The organism is Enterobacter sp. C4G1 (assembly GCF_052886895.1).
Genome location: NZ_JBQVVV010000002.1, coordinates 501052 through 518615, shown reverse-complemented (window position 1 = coordinate 518615; position 17564 = coordinate 501052). Strand labels below are relative to the sequence as shown.

General features: G+C 46.7%; 18 protein-coding genes. 7 read left to right on the top strand and 11 right to left on the bottom strand.

The features are described 5' to 3' along the window. Nucleotides 1-4: 4 nt before the first annotated feature. Nucleotides 5-499: a molybdopterin-dependent oxidoreductase gene (locus ACT9TW_RS16390; RefSeq protein ID WP_446493052.1), complete on the bottom strand. Its 495-nt coding sequence runs from the start codon at nt 497-499 to the stop codon at nt 5-7. A gap of 945 nt (nt 500-1444) precedes the next feature. Here ACT9TW_RS16390 and ACT9TW_RS16385 point away from each other — a divergent pair. The 4 genes from ACT9TW_RS16385 (at nt 1445) to ACT9TW_RS16370 (ending at nt 6480) form a co-directional block, all read left to right on the top strand. Next, nucleotides 1445-1978 carry a fimbrial protein gene (locus ACT9TW_RS16385; protein ID WP_446493051.1) on the top strand — a complete coding sequence of 178 codons (534 nt, stop codon included), beginning with the start codon at nt 1445-1447 and terminating at the stop codon, nt 1976-1978. A gap of 131 nt (nt 1979-2109) precedes the next feature. Next, nucleotides 2110-2799 (top strand): fimbrial biogenesis chaperone, encoded by a 690-nt coding sequence (locus ACT9TW_RS16380; protein WP_446493050.1) that lies wholly within the window; start codon nt 2110-2112, stop codon nt 2797-2799. A gap of 83 nt (nt 2800-2882) precedes the next feature. Further along, nucleotides 2883-5450, top strand: a complete 2568-nt coding sequence (locus ACT9TW_RS16375; RefSeq protein ID WP_446493049.1) for a fimbria/pilus outer membrane usher protein — start codon at nt 2883-2885, stop codon at nt 5448-5450. Nucleotides 5451-5532: 82 nt separating this feature from the next. Then, a complete protein-coding gene (locus ACT9TW_RS16370; RefSeq protein WP_446493048.1) occupies nt 5533-6480 on the top strand; it encodes a fimbrial protein in 948 nt (315 codons plus the stop codon). 201 nt (nt 6481-6681) lie between these two features. On the opposite strand, the gene ACT9TW_RS16365 is transcribed toward ACT9TW_RS16370, so the two are convergent. The 6 genes from ACT9TW_RS16365 to ACT9TW_RS16340 form a co-directional block, all read right to left on the bottom strand. Beyond that, a complete protein-coding gene (locus ACT9TW_RS16365; protein ID WP_446493047.1) occupies nt 6682-7143 on the bottom strand; it encodes a LuxR C-terminal-related transcriptional regulator in 462 nt (153 codons plus the stop codon). A gap of 131 nt (nt 7144-7274) precedes the next feature. Next, nucleotides 7275-7757: a hypothetical protein gene (locus ACT9TW_RS16360; RefSeq protein ID WP_446493046.1), complete on the bottom strand. Its 483-nt coding sequence runs from the start codon at nt 7755-7757 to the stop codon at nt 7275-7277. Further along, nucleotides 7754-8638, bottom strand: a complete 885-nt coding sequence (locus ACT9TW_RS16355; RefSeq protein ID WP_446493045.1) for a winged helix-turn-helix domain-containing protein — start codon at nt 8636-8638, stop codon at nt 7754-7756. Before ACT9TW_RS16355 ends, ACT9TW_RS16360 begins: the two co-directional genes overlap by 4 nt. Before the next feature lie 330 nt (nt 8639-8968). After that, nucleotides 8969-9367, bottom strand: a complete 399-nt coding sequence (locus ACT9TW_RS16350) for a cell envelope integrity TolA C-terminal domain-containing protein (RefSeq protein WP_446493044.1) — start codon at nt 9365-9367, stop codon at nt 8969-8971. 10 nt (nt 9368-9377) lie between these two features. After that, entirely contained in the window at nt 9378-10232 is an 855-nt protein-coding gene (dapF, locus tag ACT9TW_RS16345) for a diaminopimelate epimerase (protein ID WP_446493043.1), read from the bottom strand. A gap of 186 nt (nt 10233-10418) precedes the next feature. Next, a complete protein-coding gene (locus ACT9TW_RS16340; RefSeq protein ID WP_446493042.1) occupies nt 10419-11351 on the bottom strand; it encodes a LysR family transcriptional regulator in 933 nt (310 codons plus the stop codon). Between the two features lie 86 nt (nt 11352-11437). Between ACT9TW_RS16340 and ACT9TW_RS16335 the strand changes: the two genes are divergently transcribed. Then, on the top strand, nt 11438-11914 hold the full coding sequence (locus tag ACT9TW_RS16335; protein WP_446493041.1) for an N-acetyltransferase family protein: 477 nt from the start codon (nt 11438-11440) through the stop codon (nt 11912-11914). A 125-nt stretch (nt 11915-12039) separates the two neighbouring features. Then, nucleotides 12040-12930, top strand: coding sequence for a LysR family transcriptional regulator (locus ACT9TW_RS16330; RefSeq protein WP_446493040.1), 891 nt, complete (start codon nt 12040-12042; stop codon nt 12928-12930). A 39-nt stretch (nt 12931-12969) separates the two neighbouring features. Here the strand turns inward: ACT9TW_RS16330 and ACT9TW_RS16325 are convergent, their stop codons facing one another. Then, nucleotides 12970-13716 carry an SDR family oxidoreductase gene (locus ACT9TW_RS16325; protein ID WP_446493039.1) on the bottom strand — a complete coding sequence of 249 codons (747 nt, stop codon included), beginning with the start codon at nt 13714-13716 and terminating at the stop codon, nt 12970-12972. A gap of 396 nt (nt 13717-14112) precedes the next feature. Further along, entirely contained in the window at nt 14113-14718 is a 606-nt protein-coding gene (gene gstA / locus ACT9TW_RS16320; protein WP_446493038.1) for a glutathione transferase GstA, read from the bottom strand. Between the two features lie 127 nt (nt 14719-14845). Between gstA and ACT9TW_RS16315 the strand changes: the two genes are divergently transcribed. Further along, nucleotides 14846-15721, top strand: a complete 876-nt coding sequence (locus ACT9TW_RS16315; RefSeq protein WP_446493037.1) for a LysR family transcriptional regulator — start codon at nt 14846-14848, stop codon at nt 15719-15721. Nucleotides 15722-15747: 26 nt separating this feature from the next. On the opposite strand, the gene ACT9TW_RS16310 is transcribed toward ACT9TW_RS16315, so the two are convergent. Together ACT9TW_RS16310 and ACT9TW_RS16305 are read right to left on the bottom strand one after the other, a co-directional pair. Further along, nucleotides 15748-16230: a glutathione peroxidase gene (locus ACT9TW_RS16310; RefSeq protein WP_446493036.1), complete on the bottom strand. Its 483-nt coding sequence runs from the start codon at nt 16228-16230 to the stop codon at nt 15748-15750. A gap of 263 nt (nt 16231-16493) precedes the next feature. Beyond that, nucleotides 16494-17537 carry an alpha/beta hydrolase gene (locus ACT9TW_RS16305; RefSeq protein ID WP_446493035.1) on the bottom strand — a complete coding sequence of 348 codons (1044 nt, stop codon included), beginning with the start codon at nt 17535-17537 and terminating at the stop codon, nt 16494-16496. Between the last annotated feature and the right edge of the window lie 27 nt (nt 17538-17564).

Here is a 17564-nt window from a genome sequence, read left to right as displayed (position 1 = left end):
ACTCTTACTCAATACTCATACGGCTGACCTGCCATGCTGATCGTGAATAATAGATCTGATTATTCAGCTCAGGCAAACTGTCATAGGGATACACAATGAAGAACGGGCCTTTATCACGGACACGCATATATTCCCCGTTGATTTTGAATGCAAGGATCACATTGTAATTTTTGAAATCACTGAGAGGGATAACGGTAGTATAGTCATTGAGCGCGGTGACCTTAACAACAGTCCCTTTCGCCCCGACATAATCCATGAGCTTTTGCATGGAAATACCCGTAAAAGTCGTGCGCCCATTATACCAGGGAGAGGTGGTCTGGAAACTCACCACGCCCAGTTTCTCAAGGCTCGCGATATCAAAAACGGCTTTGCCGTTATCGTTGGTATTTTCTATTTTACCCGACATGGTTAAAAGGACTTTACCGGTAGGTTTGGTAAGTTCCCCTGCCCAGACCTGAGTGCAGACCACCAGGCTCAACAACATGACAATTAAACGCATTCTAACCTCACCTATCTACCCGATGTTAAAGGATTATAATTTAGATATCATGCCTTTAGTATATGCTGCCTGGCTAATCTTGTTGCAATAAGTTCAATAACATTTTAACTGTGTAGAATCAATGAGTTAGTCCATGTCATTTTTTTAATATTGATTAATAAATGTCAGCGCTGTTATTTGATGTGCGATTAATCCTATGGTTTCTGTACAAAAAACAAGCCACCAGTTTAGGTAGCCCAATGAAGACCTACTAATGCAAAGGTCTTATTGCACAGTCAACATGGGACTTTTTGTGTAAAACCCAGGCCTTTTGTAAGGCGAAACCGTCAGTTAAACCGTGATTCGCGATAGTGGAATTGGGTGCCTTTTTCATTATCGAGAGGGTTGTTGAAGAGCCCGCATTAACCCTTTCGAAACCGTGTCCTGGAAGCGTTTACCTGATTTATCCAAGCAGGTTATCAACTGAGTGGTGTAGAAAACCAGTGAGAGGTAACATTTGATTACCGCGCTGCTTTTTTAGCCTACCCGTCTAATATAAGTGAAACAGCACATAACCACCATCAGGAAATACCTGACTCCTTTATATCCGCACTCATCCTTTAATATCATACCCCCCTCCCGTAATCCACAAATTGAATAACCACCGGTCACTTTCAAACATTTGAATGAATAATCCTCCTCGTAAAAATCAGAACCTGGCTAGACAACCAAACCAACAACACGCCCTTAACCCACCTCACAAAAAATCGTAACTCATTGTTTTTAATTGAGCCCAAAACACCTTAAACTTTTGAAGACATCAATTTAAAGTTATTTAAGGGTATTTAAGATGCGTTTTATTTACAACCCACCACCACATAGAGATAATTTTCACTATAAGTCACCCATGGTATTTATCATGTGACTTTATAAAATAAGAAACTCACAACACTTATAGAGACCACCATGATTAACAAATTATTTATTTTTGCTATAGTTGCAGGTTCTACATTTATCTCCAACGTCAATGCCGCTGATGGGAAAATTAACTTCACCGGTACGATCACCGATGTTGCTTGCACTATTAGCAGTACGACCGCCACACAAAATATTCCCATGGGCAATATTAGCACTTCATCATTCAACTCTGCGGGGGATAGTGCAGGCCCACAGAAAGTCAGCATCGTACTAACGTCATGTCCGAGTACGGCCAAAGGAGCGACAGTGCGATTTGACGGCGCGTCCCACCCTGATAATAGCAATCTATTGGCAATATCGGCGGCATCTGGCGGCACGGCGGCTAGCGGCGTGGGTATAGGTTTTTATGAGGAAGATGGTACGACACTGATTCCAATGGCGAGCCGGTCGGCTGAAAAAATCTTGTCTTCTACAGCTGATACGACTTTCAATTTTATCGCAAAATATGTCGCCACGGCGGCAGTTGTGACTAAAGGTGAGGCAAATGCCAGCACCGATTTCACCATCGATTATAACTTCTAACGTCGGACTTTAATCAACGTCCATGTAAATGCAGTGAGCAATGAAAGTAGTTCAACGGATGATTTTTTAGAACTGCAAGGATGCAGCATTGTTTTACTGTCATTGCTCTCTGATGATCCAGGGTTTTTTCCATGTTTCGAAAAATATCTACATTGCTTACAGCGTTCGCCCTGATAGTTAATGCGTTTCCTGCTTCTGCTAACGTGACTATTGGAGGCACTCGCGTGATTTATGATGGTGCACATAAGGAAGCGTCTATTTCAGTCATTAATTCAGATAACCATTCGCCATATTTAATTCAAAGTTGGGTCGAAAATTTTAATGCAGGAAATACAAGTAAACCGCCGTTTATCGTCACACCGCCAATGTTCCGACTCGACGCCGGAAAAGAAAACATCTTGCGTATTTTACGTACTGGCAATCATTTACCTATGGACCGAGAATCAATTTTCTGGCTGAGTATTAAATCAATTCCATCAAGTGTTAAATCAAGTGAAAATCAGTTGCTTATATCTGTAAAATCCAGACTAAAACTGATTTATCGTCCTAAGGACCTTAAAGGTAATCCCAATGAAGCGTATAAATCAGTAGTTTTTATACAACAAGGGAAAAAATTACAAGCAATGAATCCGACACCTTTCTACGTTTCATTCAACACAATTAAAGTGAATGGTCGGGAAATATCGCTTAAGGATTCAGCAACTATTGCCCCGCAGGGCAAGTTGAGCTGGGAACTGCCCTCGAGTAAAACTGCCAGAGTTAGCTGGAATGCCGTCAATGATTATGGTGGCGTCACAGAAGAAATCAGTACTCAACAATAACTGACTCAGTCTCGTCATCATTTTTTCTATTTGATTTTTATTGGTCTGAGCTGCTTATGGGCAGCCTTCGGGAGGGTATTCCTATGGTTTGCGATCGCCACGGCGGTAAGCGGTGTAAAGACCATTCTATCCTGTACATTCGATTAGCAGTTCATGAACATGCTTCCACATTCGCGTTTTCACTGCTGGCACTGAGCATTGTTGCTACAACTGAGGAAGCAAGAGCTGAGGATTACTTCAATCCTCTCTCATTAGAGATTAACGCGGGCGATGCACAAATCGATACCGAGGTTTTTTCTAAAAACGGTAGCCAGTTACCGGGACGTTATCTCGTGGATCTCTATTTGAATGGCAGCAAAGTCGAGACTCGCGAGATAACCTTTGTCACCGAAAACGGCAAGCTGGTACCTGAACTGACTCCTGCGCAACTGAGCGAAATGGGGGTTAGGGTAAACGCTTTTAGCGGCCTTGAGCAATTACCGGCAGATACGCCTCTCCACAATATCAATCAGTTCATTCCAGGTGTGAATAGTCAGTTTGATTTCAGTACTCAACGGCTGGATCTGAACATTCCACAGGCCGCGTTGACGAGTCAGGCTCGCGGTAATATTAACCCTGCGCTATGGGAACAAGGTGTCCCCGCCCTGTTAGCCAATTATAGTTTCAATGGGTCAACGACCTTCCGGAATCAATCAGGTAACAGGGAAGATGCGCAATATTTTAACTTACGAAGCGGCGCAAATCTGGGAGCATGGCGTTTCAGAAACTATTCAACATGGAACGGTGGTTCAGGGAAAAGCCAGTGGCAAAATGTTAACGGGTATTTGCAGCGTGATATCCAGTTTTTAAAAAGCCAACTTACAATCGGGGACGGTGCCACATCCGGTGATGTTTTTGACAGTTTCCAGTACCGTGGTATTCAGCTCGGGTCGGATGACAATATGTATCCTGATAGTTTAAAGGGCTTTGCACCCGTGGTTCGTGGTATTGCCCGGAGTAATGCGCAAGTTGCGGTCCGTCAGAACGGATATGTTATTTATCAAACTTATGTTCCAGCTGGACCGTTTGCTTTCAACGATCTATATCCCACGGCAAACAGTGGCGACCTTGAGGTCACGATCACTGAGGCTGATGGTAGTGAACAGCGTTACTCCCAGCCATTCTCTGCTGTTCCTGTAATGTTACGCGAAGGCAGATTGAAATATACAGCTACTGTGGGTCAATATCGTTCGAATACTCAGGATGCAACAACACCTACATTTGGTCAGACAACGCTTATCTACGGGCTGTCTAACAATTACACCCTCTATGGTGGAACCTTATTTGCCGAAAACTACCTGTCACAGGCTCTGGGAGTCGGTCAGAGTTTAGGCTCGTTTGGGTCCTTATCACTAGACATTACCCATGCCAAAACACGGTTATCGAAAGACCTTGAAAAGCGTGGCCAGTCGGTGCGCTTTCAGTATGGCAAAGATATAGATGCGACTAACACAACATTTACCCTTGCGGGGTATCGCTACTCTACCCGTGGTTTTTACGATTTCAATGAAGCTAATACCGTGGCGCAAGGGAGTGAACGTGATTTACAGCGCCACTTCAATAAGCGTAGCCGTATGCAATTTAATGTAAGCCAGTCCCTGAAAGAATACGGCAATCTTTACCTCAACGCTTATCAACAAGATTTCTGGGGGATTAAAGGAAATGAGCGTAGCTTGAGCGCAGGTTATAACGTGACATGGAACACGATTTCATGGGGGCTGAGTTACACCCTTAATCAATCCCCCTGGACTCACGAGAACGATCGACAAGTAGCCTTTCAGATTCAGGTCCCTTTGGGTCAATGGCTACCTGACAGCTTCGCGAACCTAAACATCAGTGCGCGCAAAAACGGGTCTACCGGCCATGAATCTGGAATCAGCGGTACCGCTCTGGAAGGAAATAGTCTCAATTATCTTATCCAGCAAAGTTACGAGAATCGCAGTCAGGGCCGCAGCGGAATTGCCAGTGCTAATTACCGCGGGGGGATGGGGCAGATACGGGGAGCTTACAGCTATGCCGAGAATGCGCAAACCCTGAATTATGGTCTGGATGGAGGCATCGTCGCCCATCCCTATGGAATCACGTTATCCCAACCTCTCGGTGACAATATTGTTCTGGTGCGAGCACCAGGAGTAAGCAATATCGATGTGAAAAACCAGTATGGTGTTTCAACAGACGATCGCGGTTATGCCATCGTGCCATATGTGAGTAGCTATCGCCTGAATCGCATTGCCCTGATGACGGAAACATTGCCTGATGGCGTTGATATCGAAGAAAACGTACTTAATGTCGTGCCAACTAAAGGCGCTGTAGTGTTGGCAGATTTTAAGACCAGGACAGGTAGCCGGGTTCTAATGAACCTTACCTATCACGGAAGCCCGGTACCATTTGGCGCAACAGCTCTTCTGCAACAGTCGAAGGCTGAAAGGGAAAACAGTGGAATTGTCGGACCTGATGGTCAGCTATATCTCAGCGGAATGCCCCAGCATGGCATTTTAAAGGTGCAATGGGGTAATGATGCAGATCAGCGCTGCCTGGTAAAATTTTCACTGTCATCAACGACCGATAGCAATCCAGTGCAGGAACTGGACGCTATGTGCCTACAGGGATAAAGGTACCCAACCTGATATTTCACCCGAAACGCTTAAGCCTTCCACTGCTGGTATAAACCTTTCAGTAAATGAGGAATTTCAAATGTATTTCAAAAATCTCGGCACAATAATGTTGGCCGTACTTTTCTATGTCGTGGCTTTCCCGGCGCTGGCGGTCTGCGACGCGAGTCTGCTCCAGAACCCGGTGATTAATGCACCTAATCTATCCATCCAGAGAGATGTACCTGTCGGCGCCCTCCTGCACAGTGGAATAACGACGGCAAAAGTGAACGTGAAACAAAACGGTTCGAACAGCCCATTTTATTTGCAAGGAACCGGCCCTGCGTACGGTAAGAATGATATTAAGTACAATGGGTTCAGCATATTTAATACCAGTATAACTGGGCTCGGGATTGCCTTTAATGCATCAGATGCAACGAATGGCGTCGATTTTGCCAACACAAAACCTGGGTTTATTGGCATTTTTGAGACGGAAATCGAGTATTACTTTGTTAAAACAGCCCCCATTAAAGCCAGCATGGTTAATACCGATGTAATAGATCTGAGTTACGTTTGTTTAGGCGATAGTAAAGGCATCTCGTTTGGTGAAAAAATCAAGGCTATCGGTGGTTCCACTACCGTCGTGGCATGTTCGGTTTTAAATACAAACATATCCGTTTCTTTCAATAATGTTGATAAGCGAAAATTTGCGGGCGTAGGTTCAACGGCAGGTGAAACCTCATTTGCTATCAAACTGGATTGCGATGCTACCGCTAACGTCAATCTACAAATAGATGCCACACCAGATCCTGGTGGCGCACCAGGCGTTATTGCTCTTGCGAGTGCGGCTACGCCTGCGGATGGCATTGGTGTTCAGATAATAAATGAAGACCGAAAACCTATACCGTTAGGAACAACAATAGTAATGGGTACAGCCCTGAACAATGGTCCTTTTGATATTCCACTTAAAGCTCATTATTATCAAACTAAAACAGACATAACACCAGGCACGGCTAACGCAGTTGCCAATTTCACGTTATCTTATAATTAGTTTTTGCCGCAATAAAAGGCCGTCTTTGTATGAAGACGGCCTTTTATTCCCCCACCCTTCTCGGTTTATCTTTTCGACATCAAACTATTTTACACCTCTAATAACGGCGAACATATTTAAATATCAGATAAAGCCCGACAGCCCAAACAGAGAAATAGAAGGCAATTACAATGTAAAAAACAAGAGCTGACATTTATCCCTCTAATGAAATTTAACCCATGCGTCAAGAGTTCTTAAGAAATCAGCCATACCTGATAGTTCTAGCTTTTTAAATGCATTAATTTTATGAGCGCTGATTGTTTTTTCACTCACTGCACAGACTTTTGCGATTCTGCATGGTGGCAAACCACGCAAAAGCATCTTAATTATTTTTAGCTCTGTATTTGTCAATCGTCCCTTTCTCTTCGGTAAACGCTGATGTTCCGTGGCCAATGCTTTTCTTAGTTCTGCGCTGGTTGAATTTCTTTTGATAACGATTTTATCACTCATCAGGAAATAATGAACAAGGTCCCAATCATGACTAAATGGAATCATTTTCAAAATATATAAATACTTAAGCCCAGCATCAAAAACAATATCAAAACAAGTTTCCCTAACATCTTTATGTTCCAGAAGTTCAGTCAAACCCATAATGAGGTAGCTATCTGTCGATAATATTTTCATGTAAATCCCGAAATGAAATCCCGGGGAGATCATCACAAGACAGTGTAAACATGTAAATAAAATACAGCTTAAATAGTCTTAAGAACTCTTAAACAGACTTAAGCTCATCCAGTTAAGCGCGATACAGTACTTCAGCGATAGCAGAGAAACACAGGGCGTTTGCCAACCGTAAACATAAAGCTATTCATTCCCTGGGGAAGAATAGAATATGCAATGCTTTTATCAGGGTAAACAAAGAAGTCAGGGAGAATTTCACTCACGTCTGAGTCCGAGACTGAGTCATCATTAATTACTTTATTAACCTTTACTGAATGAAAATGAAAAACATCTTTATTTTCTGTCCAGGTATAGGACACATCTCGTCGGATAGATCCAATAACCTTATCATTTTTATAATAAGAACCTGTTACCGCGACAACACCTGTGTTTTTATTCAAAACATACATAAAATCGAGTGTTATATTAGCGCGAATATTATTGCTAAAGACGACTACTGACGCTGAACACACTTCTGTGTCACGATCTTCATCTTGTCGTAGATGATAATACCAGGATGTCAGTGAACCTGTCACAAAAAGGAACATGCACGATAAAGCAATTAACTTTCTACTCACAGTTTATTCCACCTAAAATAGAGCGTAACACACCCAGAGTTTGAGGGCTTCTCATAGGGTTCCTTACAAATGAAAGCTGAAAGTGCTGGAACTGTGCTGGATGAAGAGAAGTAAATCCAGGGATATTTTTTGCAATCAAGTCCTGTCTGTACGATCAGATTTTTAAACTTTGAAAAATTTCCTATTTTTTTCATGTCATCATTTTTAGAGATAAAATGGCAACCATCTTCTGTCTGGTTGATAGTATAACTGTTAAAAAAGTCTTTTCCTGGATGCTGATGCCACGGTAACTGAGAGACTGATATGCCCAGACCCAATGAAATTAATAACATAAGAACCGTCAGTAAAAAACTGTAGCGCCCCCCTACTTTCTTATCCGCTTTTATCGCTGGGATTTCAGTTGGCGTTTTTTCAGGTGCAGGTATCAATTCGTCGCGTTGAGCCTGAAAATCTTCCTCGCTTTGGCTTAAATCATCATCGTTTTCGATTCTGGTGACCTTGATACCACTTGCAATCTGGAAACCCTTGCGTGGCACGGTAGAAATGAGAGTTTCATCAGTCTCACCGGTTGAACGTAGCCCACGGCGAATGATTGAGATATTCTGATATAGCGTATTTGCCGGGACTAGCATTCCATCTTCTGCCCATACATAGGTAAAAAAATCTTTTTGATTAACAACTTCAGGTGCAGATTCAAGTAATAGTTTCAGGCAACGACCAGCCGGAGCAGTAATAATTACACTCAAATCGGGTTTGCTTACGGAGATCAACTTGTTTTTATCTGGATAGAATTTAATATTATCGTTAATTATCCAAAACATATATAAATTACCATAGCCGAATGAGCATTTAAAAATATATTTAATTATACTATCAATCATTACCTTGTCAAAGCTCTACATGTGCATTGAGTTACACTTGGGTTTCACCTACCTAACAAATAATCAGCAAATGTAATTAATTAGTGAAATTTAAGCATCTCTAAAAAATGCAACCTGTGATTACACGACAATAATTTTTGTTCGCACCTGGCGCATCCGTTGTGCAAGCTCAGGAGTGGTGGTTATACTTTGGTAGAAGATTTCTGGGCTACGGTTGTGGGGCAAAAACTTACCCCACTCAGACACTGTTGGCTTAACGCATGACGCAGAATTTTCGTTTAACATGCCAGCTTTAAACCAAAAATAAACATCCTGCGGGTCATTTAATAATTACCCCTGCATATCAAAACCGGATTTCTGGAAATCTCGATAAACATCCGGGTTAGTAAAGGCCGGGAACCGGGCTTTCTGAGCGGCTGATAATACAGCCTCACAATAAGCTTTATTGCCGTTGCTGGTTGATATGTTTAACGCCGTACCATCTTCGGCAAATTCCAGATGCAGCCTGCATTTCTTCCCTTTCCAGCGTTGTGGATCTGCAATTTTGGCATTGACTGCGTCTCTGATTGCCCGCGCTTGTGCACCCCATTGATCATTGTCATCCCAGCGACCAGAGCCGCAACTACCCGTTGCCGTTGTTTTATGGCATCCGGACGGATGTAACGGCGCACACCCTGCTGCCAGGCTGGCCACAACGGCCAGCATCACGATTGTCTTCACCCTTTTCATTCCCTTTCCCTTATTTCTGCGTTATCGCCGCGTTGAAGCAATCTTCATCTACCGTCAGGCTGGCAATTTTATGCACCGGGCCGCACATGCTGACCTGAAAATCATGGCTGAAGCTAATCTGCAGCTGCCCACCGGGCATATTGACGTTGACCCGATCGTCAACATGCCCCAGCTTGCGCATCACACTGGCGGCCGCGCAGCTGCTGCTACCGGATGCTGTCGTGAATCCGACCCCTCTCTCCCAGATACCGATGCGCAGCGTAGCGCGATCAACGACTTCAACGAATTGCACATTCGTGCGTCTGGGGAACAGAGGATGGTTTTCAATCTGCGGGCCTAAACGGTGCACCTGTGCCAAATCCAGCTTATCGACGGGTACGACACAATGGGGATTGCCCATTGAAACCAGTGACACTGACAGGGTTTCATCTTTCAGTTTCAGGGGATAATTCAGGGCTTCGGGCAGATCCAGTAAGGCAGGCAATGCCGCCGTATTAAAATTCGCCTGGCCCATTTCGACCGTAATCTGATGAGGATCGTCATGAACAGTGCAACGGACGTCTCCACCTGCGGTATGCACCAGAAACGGCTGATGTCCCACCCGACCGATATCAAAAAGATAACGTGCGTAAATTCGCAAACCATTTCCGCTTTTTTCGGCTTCAGAACCGTCAGGATTAATGATCCTCAGTGTAGGGTGAATCTTATCGCCGCTGTCGATAAGCAGGCCGTCAGAACCGATGCCATAGTGGCGATGGCACAAGATCTGAATCTGTTCATTGGTCAGTCGGTCGGCAATATCTCGATGGCAAACCAGGTAGTCATTACCGAGGCCATGATATTTATGCAGAAGAAGTGATGTCATAGGGTTAATCGACTAGCAGCGGAAGAGTTAACTTCATAATACAACAAGTTATTTATCTGCAAATAAAAACAGCTTCATGCGGAATCAAAAAAGCGGACGCAGTTTGCGCCGTACTGGGAAATGGATCCAACGGATGCTAGCGTTTTAAACTTTGCCATCTTTAGCCAGAACACCGGGTTTCGGCCCTCACAAGGCTGTATTCATCTCGTCAGCCAGGATTTGCAGTTGTGCTTTCAGCCAGTTAGTCACGCCTCGCTTACCGCTGCGTTTATGTGAATAAATCTTCACTTCAAACGGGCGGATCGCGAATGGCAGTGGGAAAATCCTGATATCCGTCGCCGGAACCAGTTTCTCAGCGGCATATCGCGGGATTGCCATCAGCAGATCGCTCTGGGCAACAATAAACGGTGCGCTGAGCATTGACGGCGTTTTGATCGCAATTTGCCGTGTATGCCCCATCTGTTCGAGCTGTAGATCCAGAACGCCCTGCTTCTCATTCCAGGGCGTCACCACCAGATGGCGGGCAGCGAGATAATCCTCCAGCGTCAGTTGCGTCCGGTGGGTATTACTGATGACGACATATTCATCCTCAAACCAGCTTATCTCGTCCAGTTCCGGGTGACGAATGTCATCCGACGTGCTGAACCCGAGCGCCAGATCCACTTCCCCTGCCAGCAGTTCCGTCAGTGCCGGGCTATGTGGCAAATAGCGTAACTCCAGGCGCAAACCTGGCGCCTCATGCTGCAACTTGTGCATCAGCGCCGGGAAAATACAAAACGCGGTGAAGTCCGTAATCGCAATCTGCAAAGACTCCGTGCTCACCGAGGCTTCAAATTCCGGCTGTGGCGTCAGCTCGTGATTGAGGAATTTCAGTGTCGATGCAATCGCAGGCGCAAGCTGGGTGGCATACACACTGGGGCACATGCGATGACCTTCCCGATAAAATAACGGATCGTTGAGGGTAATACGCAGACGCGACAGCGCATGGCTCAGCGCCGATGTACTCATCGCCAGTTCATCCGCGGCCAGCCGCACAGAGCTGTGCCGGTAAATCGCGTCAAAAACAGGAAGAAGGTTTAAATCAAGACGCCTCAGAGTTGGATGCATAATATTCATCATTTGTTGATTTCATTGCACTTAATTCTTCTGACGATAACCCTTATGCTTAGCGCCATCAACAAAATGCAGAACATACAGGAAAACTCATGAGCATCACGATTCGTCAGGCCCGCCCGGAAGATGCATCCGCTATTTACGATATGATTTACGAGCTGGCGGTGTACGAAAAAGCCCCGCAAGAGGTTGTCACCACGCCAGACGAGATCCGGGAAACACTTTTCGCCGCAGGCAGTAAAACCGAAGCGTTGATTGCCGAAAGTGAAGGTAAAGCCGTGGGATACGCCGTTTTCTTCACCAGCTATTCAACATGGCTGGGTCGTAACGGTATCTATATGGAAGATTTGTATGTTTCCCCGGATTATCGCGGCCAGGGTGCGGGAATAGACTTGCTGAAAAATATCGCGCAATGCGCAGTGCAGCGCCAGTGCGGCCGCCTTGAATGGAGTGTTCTGGACTGGAACCAGCCCGCCATTGACTTTTATCTGAGCATTGGCGCGTTGCCGCAATCTGAATGGGTTCGCTATCGTCTTGATGGTGAAGCGCTGATCAAATTTGCCGGGTAGTTACATCCCCTCCTGACAGGCTCGCTGAAATGGCGGGCTTTTTTGTGCCAGCAATTTTAATACTTCCATATTGATAAGATCAGCGTGATTATTGCATTAATGCTAATTAGCCGAGCTACTTAATCATGGAAAACTTTAACGAACTGGCCGCCTTCGCTCTCGTTGCCCGTGAACGCAGTTTCACCCGGGCAGCGGCAAAAATGGGGATATCTCAATCCGCCCTGAGTCAGACAATACGGAATCTTGAATCCCGCCTTGAAGTACGCCTGCTGACACGCACGACCCGTAGCGTATCACCCACCGAAGAAGGTGAATTCCTGTTAACGCATCTGGCCCCGAAGCTGGACGATATTGTTAGTGTCCTCAACTCACTCAGAGGGATGCGGCAAAATCCGGCGGGAATGGTCAGGATCTCTGCGGCGTCACATCCGGCGGTTTCTGTCATTGAACCAGGGCTGCGTAATGTGTTGCGGGAAAACCCTGACATTAAGGTTGAGATTGCCGTGAATGATGCGTTAGAGGACATTGTTGCTGAACGTTTTGACGCAGGTGTCAGGCTAGGGGAACAGGTCGCCAAAGATATGATAGCCCTGCGTATCAGCCCGGATATACGGATGGTTGTCGTTGCCTCCCCTGAGTATTTTTCACGCCATCCGATACCAGAATCACCGCATCAATTGACTCATCATAATTGCATCAATTTACGTCTGGAAACCTATGGCGGTCTTTACCCCTGGGAGTTTGCAAAAGCGGGTAATGAGCTAAAGGTAAAGGTGGATGGCCAGTTGATTTTTAACAATCTGGAGTTGCGGTTAAACGCTGTTCGGGCAGGCGGAGGGATAAGTTGTTTTCCCGAAGACACTGTCATAGACGATATTAGGGAAGGAAGGCTGATTCAGGTGCTCGACGACTGGTGCCCGACATTACCCGGATACCATCTCTATTATCCCAACAGGCAACATCATTCCCCGGCATTTCTGCTCGTGTTGAACGCCCTCAGATACACGAGCATGTAGCCTGAACGGGCAGAGCCGGATGCCCTGCCCGTTCGGGGCTTACAATTCCTGCGCGGTGGGACGGAAAATAATCTCGCTGATGCCCACATCGTCAGGCTCGCTGATGGCGAATGCGACCATACGGGCATAGGTTTCAGGCGCGACACCGACATTTTCGACATATTCACGGTTCGCCGCCTGCACGTCTTTATCAGAAATGTGCTCCAGCAATTCAGTCTTAACGGCTCCCGGTGAGACAAGCGTGACACGAATGTTCAGTGCGGCAGTTTCCTGACGTAATCCCTCTGTCAGCGCGCGAACGGCGAATTTTGTCGCGGAATAGACGGCTGAACTCGGGAAAATAAGATGTGCAGCAACCGATGCAGTATTGATAATGTGCCCGGATTTCTGTTCCTTCATATAGGGCAGAACCGCCGCAATACCGTGCAGTACGCCGCGAAGGTTCACATCAATCATCTGATCCCATTCGTCCACATTGCACTGGTCGAGGCGTGAAAGAGGCATCACACCGGCATTGTTGATTAACACATCCACGCGGCCAAAACGGTTAACGGCAGACTGGATGAGGTGCTGGACATCATCACGTTTTGTGACATCAGTCGCCACCGCAATCGCCTCTTTGCCCTGCTTCGTTAACTCGCTGGCAATCGCGTCGATACGGTCGGTACGGCGGGAAGCCAGCACGATTTTCGCACCATTCGCAGCAAGGTGACGAGCCGCAGCCTCACCCATACCGCTTGATGCACCGGTGATCACAATCACTTTATCTTTGATGTTATCTGTCATTTTTTTCTCCTGCTGATGGGATGATTCGCAAGGTCTTACTTCGACAATGGGTGTGAGCTTAACCTTGAGTATCCTGACTGTTATCACAGCCGGAAACGGGTAACGCGGATAATCCTAGCAGGGTGGGATTAATACGATAATACGTATAAATTGCTAACAAACATTAGTACAACTAATCAATCTCCCAGAGATTAATGAGGTGGCGTAACCCGCTATGAAAATGGCGCATTGAAGACGAAGCGGGAGATGTTTTTTTCACTGAAACTCATCGGGCTTGACTCAACAGAATCATTCGCTCCGCCGCTTTTTGCTGCGCTGTGCAACACCAGTCTGGCGCAGGCAACTACAGCTCTGCGCTCAAGTATTAAAGGCGTTCGTCTAGTGGTGCTGACGACCTTAATCAGAGGCTTCAGCACGTAATGCAGCCTGCACCGCAGGCCGTGCATGGATTCTGGCCATATAGGCTGATAGCACAGGCCAGCTATTCAGGTCGATGGCGAAGAATTTACACCAGCCCAGCACGGTGAAAAGGTAGGCATCAGCAACACTGAACGCCGAACCCATCAGACAGGTTTTACCCTTGAGCTGCTCCTCAAGAAAATTGAATCGCCGGAACAGCTTTTCGCGATACATCGATTTGACCTCTTCGGGCAGCGAGGAATTGAATAACAGCGCCGAGCCCGCGTGTATTTCACTGGTAATAAAGTTAAGCCATTCCTGGAGACGAACCCGATCCCAGGTGCCCGCGCGCGGAGCCAGCCCGCTTTCCGGTTTACGATCCGCAAGATACTGCACAATGGCCGGACCTTCAGTGAGTATCTTGCCATCGTCAAGTTCAAGAGCTGCTACATAGCCTTTAGGATTAATGGTCAGGAAATCGCGCCCGTCAGCAGTCCGCTTGCTACGGTTGTCCACTTTAACCAGTTCAAACTCAAGCTCCAGTTCGCGCAGCACGATATGGGGGGAAAGTGAACAGGTATCAGGGGCGTAATAGAGTTTCATGTTGTCTCCTTTGAATTGAAAATATTAATCAACGCTTACTACTTTCCTGAAAACACTCTGCTTAATGGCGTTGTTGCTGTAAAATTAATTATTCATAATTTAACTATTAGCTGAGCTACTGATACTCATGATGAATTTGTTGCACTGGCGCCTGGTGGTAGCCGTCGCAGATGCCAACAACATTTCGCGGGCTGCCGAAGAAATTGGCATGACGCAGTCTGGTGCCAGCCAGGCAATTGCTCAGCTGGAGGCCGCACTCGGGTTTCCGGTGTTCACACGTGAGCGGCGCTATATTGGTGTAACCGCTCTGGGTGAGCAGGTTGTTGCATATGCGAGGAGCATGATATTGCAGCTGAATGCGATCCGTTCCCTGGCAGACCAGAGCCGGAAGTTAAACGGCGGGCGCATTCGCCTGGCCAGTTTTCCCTCTGTGACGTCTACATTTTTGCCCAGGTTATTACGGGACTTTAAACGCCTGCATCCCGGTATTGACGTGGTTGTCCTGGAAGGCACAGACGAGGAAGTTGAGGAGTGGCTCGCGCAAGACACCGTTGAACTCGGGGTTGTCATGAACCCTGCCCCCGGACGCGCACATATTGTTTTAGGAAAAGATGCCTGGGTTGCGGTAATGCCGGCTCGTCATCCACTGGCAGGTCTCGCAAGAGCATCCGGAATAACGTTAGCAGAACTGGCAGATCAGCCCTTTATTCTTGCCACCGGAGGATGTTTGGTGAATGGACAAAGCCTGATGGAAAATGCTGGCTTGCAGTTAACCGACGTACGCGTGAAAGTACGCGATTGGGTCAGCGCCTGCTTGCTGGCAGGTGAAGGTATGGGCGTTGCGCTTGTCCCTGAATCAGCCCTGCCGGAGGAATTACGCGGACTGTGCGTGGTACCCGTGGCACCTTCCCTGTATCGTGAATTCGGGCTGGTGTGTTCGCAATCAGGAAACGCTTCCGCTGCGACGCAGGCACTGCTCAAGGGTCTGTTTTCTAATAAGTAATGCCGACTTCTGGCACAAACGGCCTGCTACATTTCAAGTGTGGCAAGAATGTCGGCTTCCATTTTCTCCGGGGTAGTATACGGTGCAAAACGCTTGAGTGGTTTACCGTCACGTCCAATCAGGAACTTGGTGAAGTTCCACTTGATCCGTCCCCCCAGCACGCCGGGCAATTCGTTTTTCAGATACCGAAACATCGGGTGAGCTGCGGTTCCGTTGACCTCGACTTTCGCGAACATTGGGAAGCTCACCCCGTAATTGACGTGACAGATCCGCGCGATGTCGTCGGCATCACCGGGCTCCTGTTTGCCGAACTGGTTACAGGGGAAACCCAGCACCACCAGCCCCTGGGCGGCGTATTTCTTGTAGAGCGTTTCAAGGCCTGCATATTGCGGCGTGAAGCCACACTGGCTGGCAGTATTAACCACCAGAACCACCTTACCCGCGTAGTCGGCCATTGGGATCTGCTGGCCACGAAGGCTGGTGGCTGAAAACTGATGAAAAGTAGTCATATCGGGCTCCTTAAAGCAGAACTCGTTCAAAATCAACATGGCAACATTGTGCGTTGCTGTCAGAGCAGGTCTGAAAATGTGTGTGATACATCTTTGCAAAGTCGAACGAAAAGAACAACAAACCCTCAACCTATGTCCCCACGGATGAGAATGACACGGCCGTCAGTGAAGCCAGAGCAAGTAATATTGGTTTGATCATAACACTCTCCATTTTTATCTTTATAGTGATAACGGCACTGAAACAGTGCCGTTCAAGTAACGTATTATTTATTTGTATTCAGGTTGGTATTAAAGAATGAGACCAGCTTATCCCACGGGATAAGTTCAGTGCGATCATACAGATCGATACGGTTAGCGCCCTTAATCTCCATAAGCTCTTTCGGCTCAGCCGCCATTTTATATGCCGTATCGGTATAGGTGCGGGAAGGTGCCGCATCCCCCACGATAAAAAGTATTGGTCGTGGTGAAATGGATTCAATATCAATAAACGGATGGAAATTCATCAATCTGGCGTAGGTTGCCGGCGTGGTTCGGCGATCGTTGGATGCCACTTTACCTCGCTCGGTCTGATAGAAGTCATTCGACTCCTTTCCTTCAATAAACACCGGATCATTTTGCCCTGGGCCGTAGACGGGCTGCCCGGTTTTAAACGTTTTGTAGCGCTGCTCAGCTGCGGTTGCCAGGTCTTTGTTTCTCATTGCTGCGGTCCGTTCGTGGTTCAGACCGGTACGGAAATACTCCCCCATATCGTACATGCTGACGGTGGCGAGCGCCTTGATGCGCGGGTCCACTTTGGTTGCCGCGATAGCGAAGCCGCCACTACCGCATATGCCTATCACACCAATCTTATCTCGATCTACAAACGTGCGTGTTCCGAGAAAATCAACAGCAGCACTGAAGTTTTCTGCATAAACATCAGGCAGCACCGCTCCACGTGGCGTACCGGCACTCTCCCCCCAAAAGGACTGATCGAAAGAGAGGGTAACAAAACCAGCCTCCGCCATTTTCGTCGCATATAGATTAGCGGCCTGCTGTCTTACCGCGGCAAATGGATGGCCAACAATAAGTGCATCGTATTTTTTCCCAGCCGCCATATTCCGGGGAGTAAATAACGTGCCAGTGACTTCCATACCGTAAATATTTTTGAATTTAACGATTTCAGTATTCACTTTATCGCTTTTATAGAAATTATTTGCACCATGAGACATATCCGCAGCGGTAGCTATGTTTGTACCCGCAGTGAATGCGATGCTCATAATTGCCAGCGTGGCCAACAATTTTAATTTCCCTTTTGAATGTAATTTCATATTACCTCCTGAATTAAACGACGGTAT